An 8,694-nucleotide genomic window follows, 5' to 3' on the forward strand; every position below is an offset into this window, starting at 1 on the left:
CCGACGCGTGATCCAACTGATCCGACTTCCGACCGCGAGGAGTGAACATGCTCGAACCTCCCAACCCCCCGGCGCCGCCCCCCGTCCCCGAGCCCGCCGCCCCCGCACCGCCGACGCCGCCGGCACCCCCGGCGCCGCCCAGCCCCGAGCGGCTGACGGAACGGCCCTCGGCGTTCTGGGATTTCACCGGCGCCTACGACCCGCGGCTGCAGCCGCCGGACCTGCGCACCGCCCTGCTGATCCTGCTGAGCGACCACCCGGTGTCCCGGGACCGGCTCCCGGAGGACCTGGCGAACCGCGGCGGGAGCGGCTGGCGGCCCGGCGCCGACGCGGTGCTCGCCGAACTCGACGCCGTAGCAGCCGAAGGGCTCGTGTCGGTGCGCGAGACGCCGGAGGGCGCGCTGTGCGAGCTCACGGAGCGGGGCACCGACCAGCTCGTGGACCTGCGGGCGAACCTGGTGGACGTCACCAGGGGCCTGCCGGGGCGCGCGGCCTGACGGCTCCCCGGCGGCCCCGCGCGCCGGGTGCACCGGACGCGCAGGACGCACCCGACGCACCGGACGGGACGGGCACGACGCGGGGCGGGAACGGACTCCGTTCCCGCCCCGCGCAGCGGCCCGCCGCACCGGCGCCCGGTTCAACGGGCCGCACACCGGTCGCAGCCCGCCGCGGGCGACCGCAGCACCTCCAGCGCCCTGGCCTCCTCCGGCGTCCCGCATCCGGCCAGGCCGAGCGCGTCCCGGAACTCCACGGCGAGCAGGTCCAGCACCTCACGGACGCCTCCGGCCCCGCCAACGGCCAGTCCCCACATGGCGGGACGGCCCACCAGGACGCCGGTCGCGCCACACGCCAGGGCCTTGAGCACGTCCGTTCCGCTCCGCACCCCGCCGTCCAGCAGCACCTCACACGCCCCCGCGACCGCCTGACCGACGCCGGCCAGCGCGTCGATGCTGGGCACCGCCCCGTCGAGCTGGCGCCCACCGTGGTTCGAGACCACGACCGCGTCGACGCCCAACTCGGCGGCGCGCCGCGCGTCCTCGGGCGCGAGGATGCCCTTCAGCACCAGCGGCAGACGCGTTCGGGCCCGCAGCGCCCGCACGTCCTCCCAGCCCAACGTGCGGGAGAAGGCCTGTTCGGAGTGGGCGGCGAGCGCCGAGGAGCCCACGGCCGGGGGCTGGCCGGCCAGGCCCCGCTGGCCGTCCGCCACGAGGTTGACGGCCCGCACCTCCGCCGGCAGGGAGAACCCGTTGCGCAGGTCCCGCGGCCGACGGCCCATCCAGGGCATGTCCACCGTCACCATCACGGCCTCGCAGCCGGCGTCCTCGGCCCGGCGGACCATGTCGAACGTGCGCGCCCGGTCCCGCAGCCAGTACACCTGGAACCACACGGACCCGCCGGCCGCCACGACCTCCTCGACGGTGACGCTGCTCATCGTCGATACGACGAACGGCACGCCGTGCTCCTTGGCCGCCTGCGCCGTGGCCCGCTCCCCGTCCTCGTGGAACAGCCGCTGGAAGGCCACCGGCGCCACGGCCACCGGCATGGCCGCCGGCCGGCCGAGCAGCGTCGTCGCGGTGCCGCACCCCGACACGTCCCTGAGCACCCGCGGCGTCAGGTACGTACGGCGCAGCGCCTCGCGGTTGGCGGCCAGCGTCAGCTCGGCGCCGCTGCCGCCGGCCAGGAAGTCCCAGACCTGCCGCGGCAGCAGGGCCTCGGCCCGCTCCGCGTAGTCCTCGACGGTGCACGGCGCCTGCCCGGGCGGCGTCACCGCGTCGCGCCGTCGCCCTGGGCCCGTTCCAGCTCCACCGCCTCGTACAGGGCCTTGATGTTCGAAGAGCCGAACGTCTCGGCGCCCTGGCGCTCGATGATCTCGAAGAAGAGGGTGCGGCGCGGGTGCGTGGAGCTGGTGAACACCTGGAAGAGCTGCCCCCCGTGGTCCTCGTCGGCCAACAGGTTCGTCGAACTCAGCTCCTCCAGGGAGTGGTTCTTCAGCGACATCCGCTCCCCCAGCAGCCCGTAGTAGGCCGCCGGCGCCTGCAGGAAGCCGACGCCGCGGGAGCTCAACTCCCCGACGGCGTGGACCGCGTCGTCCGTGGAGAACGCCAGGTGCTGCACCCCGGCCCCGCCGTGGCGCTCCAGGAACGCGTCGATCTGTCCGGGGTCCTTGCCCTCGAAGGGTTCGATCAGGGTGAGCGTCACGGTGCCGGACGCGCTCTGCACCACCTTCGAGCGCATCGCCTGGGTGCCCACGAAGATGTCCTCGGCGAAGATCTCCCGGAACGACAGGGCTTCGACGTAGTAGGCCACCGTGGCGTCCAGCGTGCCCGTCTCCAGGCAGACCGCGATGTGGTCCACCTCGATCAGGCCGATGTCGTCCTCCGCGTCGCCGCCGCCCGCGCCGTCGACGGGCACCATGCCCGGCGGCAGCCCGAGCCCGCCCCCCGCGCGGCGCTGCACCAGGCTGTGCACGACGTCCCCGAACGCGCCGACGGCCGCGGTCGCCCGCGGCCCGTCCCCCTCGTGCCGGACCAGCTCGCCGTGCGGCGTGGCTCCCCCGGCGAGCGCCGCGCCCAGCGCGGTCATCACGTCCGGCACCCGGATCGCGATGTCGGCCACCCCGTCGCCGTGCCTCGCCACGTAGCGCGTGGCGGGGTGTTCCGGCGCGATGCCCTGCGTCAGCACCAGCGTGATCGAGCCGTGCCGTAACGCCACGCTCCGGAAGCCCACCTCCGGCGCGCCACCCGTTCCCACGACGCGGAACCCGTAGCCGTCGACCCACGCGCGGGTCTCGGCCTCCAGATCGCCCACGTAGATCTCCACGTAGTCGATCGCCTCGCGGTCATCAAACTCTGCTGCCATGATCTCTCCCGAGTCGGTGAAGGGTCACTTGCTTCCGTCCGCGTGCGTACGGGGGCGGGGGCGGGGGGCGGCGTTCTGGCGGTCGTTCAGGTGGGCATCAGGCGCCGCCGGCCGTCGTCGGCCTCGCCCCGATCCGGCGCCCCGGCCGCAGTCCAGGCGCCGGCGGCGGCGAGCGCCTGCTGCGGATTGAGCCGCGGGTCGCACAGCGTGGTGTAGCGCTCGCCGATCCCGGGCAGCTCCGCCTCGTTCGTCAGGCACTCCGTCACCGGGTCAGGCGTCGCCTCCAGATGCAGGCCACCGGCCACTCCGCCCGCTCCGGGCACGATCCGCTGGAACTCCTCGATCTCCCGCACCACCACGTCGAGGTACCTGGTCTTCCGGCCGCACGGCGTCCGCACCGTGTTGGCGTGCATGGGGTCACACAGCCAGATGACGGGATGACCGGCCTCTCGGACGGCGGCCACGAGCGGCGGCAGCCGGTCGGCGATCGCGGCGCCCATCCGCGCGATGAGCGTCAGGCGGCCAGGCTCCCGCAGGGGATCCAGACGCCGGCAGAGCGCCAGCACATCGCCCTCGGTCGCGTCAGGACCCACCTTCGAGGCGACGGGATTGCTGATCGCCGCGAGCAGCGCGGCATGCGCCCCTCCGGGATCCCGGGTCCGCTCCCCCATCCACGGCCAGTGCGTGGACGTCAGCAGCAGCCCACCGTCCTCCGTGCGCCGCAGCTGCGGCAGCTCGTAGTCCAGCACCAGCGCCTCGTGGCTGGTCCACAGCGCGGGAGCCAGACTCTCCTCGTGCTGGGCCCCGTTGAGATACCGCGTCATCTCGGCGGCCGCCTGGTGGCATTCCAGGAGCAGCCGTGGGTCGGGGCGTCGGGCTGCGGGCTCCGGCTCCGGCCGGTTGACCAGGGGACCACGGTAGGCGGCGACCTCGCGACCGGCGACCAGCTCGACCGGCCGCGAACGTGGCTTGGCGAACTGCCCCGCGATCCGACCGACCCGCACCACCGGCCGGCCGGTGTTCACGCGCACCACCCCGGCAAGGGCCTCCACCAGGCCGATCTTGCGGCTGAGATGACCCGGGGTGCGCTCCGCCGGGTCCTCGGCGCAGTCACCGGCCTGGACGACCTGCATCCGCCCGGCGGCGACATCGGCGAGGAGGGCCCGGAACGTGTCCATGTGGCCCGGCTCGACGAGGCTGGGCCGCCGCGCGAGCGTGAGACGTATCTCCGCCAGGTCCGGATCCTCGTCCCAGCCCGGCTGTTGCGCGGCGGGCAGCTCGTGGATCTCCCGCCGGACTTCCCACATCGGCGGTGCGAGCGCCGCCTTCGAATGTATCGCCACGGCCATCCTTCACAGAATATGGCTCGATAAGAGAATGCCGCTCGCCGTATGTCGCAACAGGGAAACCGAAACTCAAAGGGAGAAATACGACGCGTTGCAGCAGGGGAATTGCCCTCACCCTACGAGATGATCTTCGCTTGCTCAAGAGTCGGATGGCGCACCACGCCATCCCCAACCGGCCCTGTATACCGTCTGACCACACATTTCCTCGGGTTCGTGGCGCCGCCCGACCACGGCGTCCGCCGACCGGAAACAACGCCACACCACAACACCCAGCGAAGTCGCACCCGACACGGCGAACCGTCCCGCCGGCGGGACAGCCATGACACGTGATACGCCGTCACACACCTCAGGACGAACCCGATCTTGCCGCAGCCCCAAACTTTTTTCACACCTTCTGACCTGCATACATCACAGGGTGTAATAGACAATCCATTGCCGTTTCCCGCCGATCTGGAAAGGATGAAAGGTTCGCCCGGAGATCAAAATCGTTGACACCGCCGAAGCGTCACACCTAGGTTCGACAGAACCCAGCGAGCCTTCCTCGCCTTTCGGACGCCTTTTCACCCGCGGAGCCACAGCGCACCATCGTCACCGAGCTGTCCATGTACCGCGGGAATCGATCTCTGCTGACGATTATCTTTGTGAGGCTTACTGATGCTCGACCGAACGGACGACCGCACGGAACGGCAGCAGCGCGGGCCCACAACCGAGCCAACGAGGCGACGCCGGGACGAAACACCCCTCTCCTTCGCCCAGCAGCGGATGTGGTTCGTCAGCCGATTCGAGCGGGGCGGAGCGGCCTACGCCATGCACTCCGTGGTGAGGCTGCGCGGCCCACTCGACCGCAAGTCCCTGGAACTCGCCGTCAGAGACGTGGCCGATCGCCACGAATCGCTGCGCACCACATTCCCCGAAACCGAGGGCGTCCCGCACCCCCACGTCCTCCCCACCGACGCCCCGGAGGCGTACCCCCGCCTCACCGTCCGCCCGCTCGACGACGCCGGGGACCTCCCGGAGACGATGGCCACGGCGCTGGGCCGGGACTTCGCCATCGGCCGCGAGGTCCCGTGGCGCCTGACCCTGTTGGTGCTGCCGTCCGAGGACGAACACGTCCTCGCGGTGTCCGTCCACCACATCGCGACGGACGGCTGGTCCATGAGAGTCCTCGTACGGGACCTCTCGACCGCATACACCGCACGCGTTCGCGGAACCGCCCCCGACTGGCAGCCGCTCCGCATCCAGTACGCGGACTACGCGCTCTGGCAGCGGGACCTCCTCGGCAGCCGCGAGGACCCGGACAGCCCGCTCGGCCGTCAGGCGACCCACTGGCAGCAGACCCTGGCCGGGCTCCCCGAACAGCTCCCCCTCCCCTCGGACCGCCCCCGGCCACCGGAGGCCAGCCACCAGGGCGGCACGGTGCCCGTCCGGATCGAGCCCGGCACCCACCGGGCCCTCACGAGGATCGCCCACGACCGCGACACGACACTGTTCACCGTCGTCCAGGCGGCCCTCGCGCTCCTGCTGTCCCGCCTGGGCGCCGGCCACGACATCCCTCTCGGATCGCCCGTCCCCGGCCGCCCCCACGAGACCCTCGACGACCTCGTCGGCATCCTCGCCAACACCCTCGTGCTGCGCACCGACACCAGCGGCAACCCACGCTTCGGCGAGCTCGTCACCAGGACCGACCAGACCGACACGGCCGCGTACGCCCACCAGGACCTGCCCTTCGACCACCTCGTCGAGGCCCTCAACCCGGCAAGGTCATCCGCCCACCACCCCCTGTTCCAGACCCTGCTGGTCCTGGAGGACACGCCCGACGACCAGTGGCGGCTACCCGGACTGCACGCCACACCGGAGCACACCGGCCTCACCGCCCACACCGGCGAGCAGTCCTTCGGCCTCTTCGACCTGTACCTCAACCTCCACGAGACATCGGGTGACGACGGGACTCCAGGAGGGATCGAAGGAACGCTCTGGTACAGCGCGGACCTGTTCGACCGGTCCACGGCCGAGCGGCTGACCGAGCGCCTGACACGCGTGCTGCGGCAGGCGGCGGCGGATGACGGGCGGCGGGTCGAGGACTTCGACGTGCTGCTGGAGGGCGAACGCGACTGGCTACTCGACGAGATAGCCGTCGGCGACGCGCCCGCCGAGTCGGCCGGGACGGTGATGGAGGCGTTCGCCGCCCAGGTCGCCGCCCGTGCGGATGTCCCGGCGGTCATCGCGGGCGAAGACTCCTGGACCTACGCCGAACTCGACGCCCGCACCAACAGGCTCGCCCACCATCTGCTCAGACAGGGACTGGCTGCCGGTGGTCGAGTCGCCGTCGCACTCCCCCGCAGCCCCGAGCTCATCGAGGCGTTCCTGGCCGTCGCCAAGACCGGCGCCACCTTCGTCCCCATCGACACCAGCCACCCCACCAGCCGCATCAAGCACCTACTGACCGACAGCAACCCCACCCTGCTGATCACCACCGGCGAGCATCTCGCTCAACTCCCCGACGCCTCGATCCCTCACGTTCTGCTGGACGATCCCGGGACGGCGACGGAGATCGCGGGCCTGAAGGCCGCTGCTGTCGAGGACGAGGACCGAGGTGGGCTGCTGACGCCGGCCAGTGGCTTCTACCTGATGTACACCTCGGGCTCCACCGGCACCCCCAAGGGCGTCCTGACGCCCCACGGTGCCGTCACCGCCCTCGCCGCCGACACGACCTGGACACCGTTCGCGGCCGGCCGCACCCTCTTCCACGCCCCCCACACCTTCGACGCCTCCACCCTCGAAATCTGGATCCCGCTCCTCAACGGCGGCACCACCGTCATCGCCCCACCCCAGGCCATCGACACCACCACCCTCCCCCACCTCGTCGCGACCCACCGCCTGGACGCCGTTCACCTCACGGCGGGCCTCTTCCGCGTCATCGCCGAGGAGGAACCGACGGCCCTCGCCGGCCTCCCTCACCTGCTGACCGGCGGCGACACCGTCCCCACCCACGCCATCACGGCCACCCGGAACGCCTGCCCTCAGCTGACCATCCACCACCTCTACGGCCCCACCGAGACCACCCTCTGCGCCACCACCCACACCCTCACCCCCGACCACCCAGACGACATCCCCAACCCGCTGCCCCTCGGCCGGCCCCGCGACGGCATGCGCGTCTACGTCCTCGACCACCGCCTCCAACCCGTCCCACCCGGGGTGACCGGCGAGCTCTACCTCGCCGGCAACGGCCTCGCCCACGGCTACCTCGACCAACCCCACACCACCGCCGAACGCTTCACCCCCGACCCCCACGCCACCACGCCGGGGGCACGGATGTACCGCACCGGCGACCTCGCCCGCCTCAATCCTCACGGTCATCTGCAATTCCTGGGACGCAACGACCACCAAATCAAAATCCGCGGCCACCGCATCGAACCCGCAGAAATCGAGAACACCCTCACCAACCACCCCCACATCCAAAACGCCACCATCCAACCCCACCACCCCACACCCGACACCACCCAACTCATCGCCTACCTCTCCCCCACCCACCCCCAAAACCCACCCAGCCAGAACGACCTTGCGGTCCACCTAGCGGCACACCTGCCCGACTACATGCACCCCACCCACCTCATCACCCTCCCCCACCTCCCCCTCACCCCCAACGGCAAAATCGACACCACCCAACTCCCCCCACCCGAAAAGGAAACAACGAACCACGAATTCGCTCAGCCGCGGACGCCACACGAGGAGCTACTCCACCAGCTGTTCAGCGACATCCTCAACCAACCCAACATCAGCACCCACGACAGCTTCTTCACCCTCGGCGGAGACTCCCTCCAGGCCACCCGGCTGATCAGCCGCATCCACACCGCCACCGGCACCCACATCCCGATCCGGGACGTCTTCCAACACCCCACCATCCACGCCCTCGCCACCCACGCCACCTGGACCGACTCCGCCGCCCGACCAGCTCTCCTCCCCACGCCCCCACGCCCAAGCCGTCCACCGCTGTCCCACGGACAGCAACGCATGTGGTTCCTCCACCGCCTCGGGGGTGCGGGCGCCTCCAGCACCATCACGCACGGAGTCCGTATTCAGGGCGGTCTGAACACGCAGGCACTCCAGGCCGCCCTTCACGACGTCGCCCGGCGCCACGAAATACTCCGCACCCTCTACCGCGAGATCGACGAAACGCCGTACCAGCACGTCCTCGGCCCCGACGACCCACACGCTCTGCCGGGCCTGACGGTCCTGTCGACGACCGCGGCCACCCTGCAAACGGACCTCGCCGCCACCACGCGCGAGTCCTTCGACATCGAGAACGACCTTCCCTGGCGCGCAACGCTGCATCGCATCAGCCCGACGGACCACGTCCTGGCCCTCGTCGTCCACCACATCGCCGCCGACGGCTGGTCCATGGGCGTCCTCCTCCAGGACCTCTCCACCGCCTACACCGCACGCCACAACGGCAACACCCCCGACTGGGCTCCCCTCCCCCTCCAGTACG

At 71.3% G+C, this 8,694-nt stretch carries 5 protein-coding genes; 2 read left to right on the forward strand and 3 right to left on the reverse strand.

Translation table 11 applies throughout. The features are described 5' to 3' along the window. Nucleotides 1–47: 47 nt before the first annotated feature. Complete coding sequence (locus ABGB06_RS10160) at nucleotides 48–497, forward strand: hypothetical protein (RefSeq protein WP_347587489.1); 450 nt, start codon at nucleotides 48–50, stop codon at nucleotides 495–497. A 140-nt stretch (nucleotides 498–637) separates the two neighbouring features. Here the strand turns inward: ABGB06_RS10160 and ABGB06_RS10165 are convergent, their stop codons facing one another. The 3 genes from ABGB06_RS10165 to ABGB06_RS10175 form a co-directional block, all read right to left on the reverse strand. Then, entirely contained in the window at nucleotides 638–1,768 is a 1,131-nt protein-coding gene (locus ABGB06_RS10165) for an alpha-hydroxy acid oxidase (RefSeq protein WP_347587491.1), read from the reverse strand. Beyond that, nucleotides 1,765–2,859: a 4-hydroxyphenylpyruvate dioxygenase gene (hppD, locus tag ABGB06_RS10170; RefSeq protein ID WP_347587493.1), complete on the reverse strand. Its 1,095-nt coding sequence runs from the start codon at nucleotides 2,857–2,859 to the stop codon at nucleotides 1,765–1,767. The genes ABGB06_RS10165 and hppD overlap by 4 nt, the downstream gene beginning before the upstream one ends. A gap of 86 nt (nucleotides 2,860–2,945) precedes the next feature. Next, on the reverse strand, nucleotides 2,946–4,202 hold the full coding sequence (locus ABGB06_RS10175) for a 3-deoxy-7-phosphoheptulonate synthase (RefSeq protein ID WP_347587495.1): 1,257 nt from the start codon (nucleotides 4,200–4,202) through the stop codon (nucleotides 2,946–2,948). A gap of 657 nt (nucleotides 4,203–4,859) precedes the next feature. Here ABGB06_RS10175 and ABGB06_RS10180 point away from each other — a divergent pair. After that, the coding region (locus ABGB06_RS10180) for an amino acid adenylation domain-containing protein (RefSeq protein WP_347587497.1) at nucleotides 4,860–8,694 on the forward strand (3,835 nt) is incomplete at its 3' end.

Origin of the sequence: Streptomyces sp. B6B3, from assembly GCF_039871525.1 — a bacterium.
Lineage (GTDB): Bacteria > Actinomycetota > Actinomycetes > Streptomycetales > Streptomycetaceae > Streptomyces.

Excerpts from the sequence above, each read along its gene's own strand:
- ABGB06_RS10160 (WP_347587489.1), top strand. The coding sequence starts at position 48 with ATGCTCGAACCTCCCAACCCCCCGGCGCCGCCCCCCGTCCCCGAGCCC.
- hppD (WP_347587493.1), bottom strand. The coding sequence starts at position 2,859 with ATGGCAGCAGAGTTTGATGACCGCGAGGCGATCGACTACGTGGAGATC.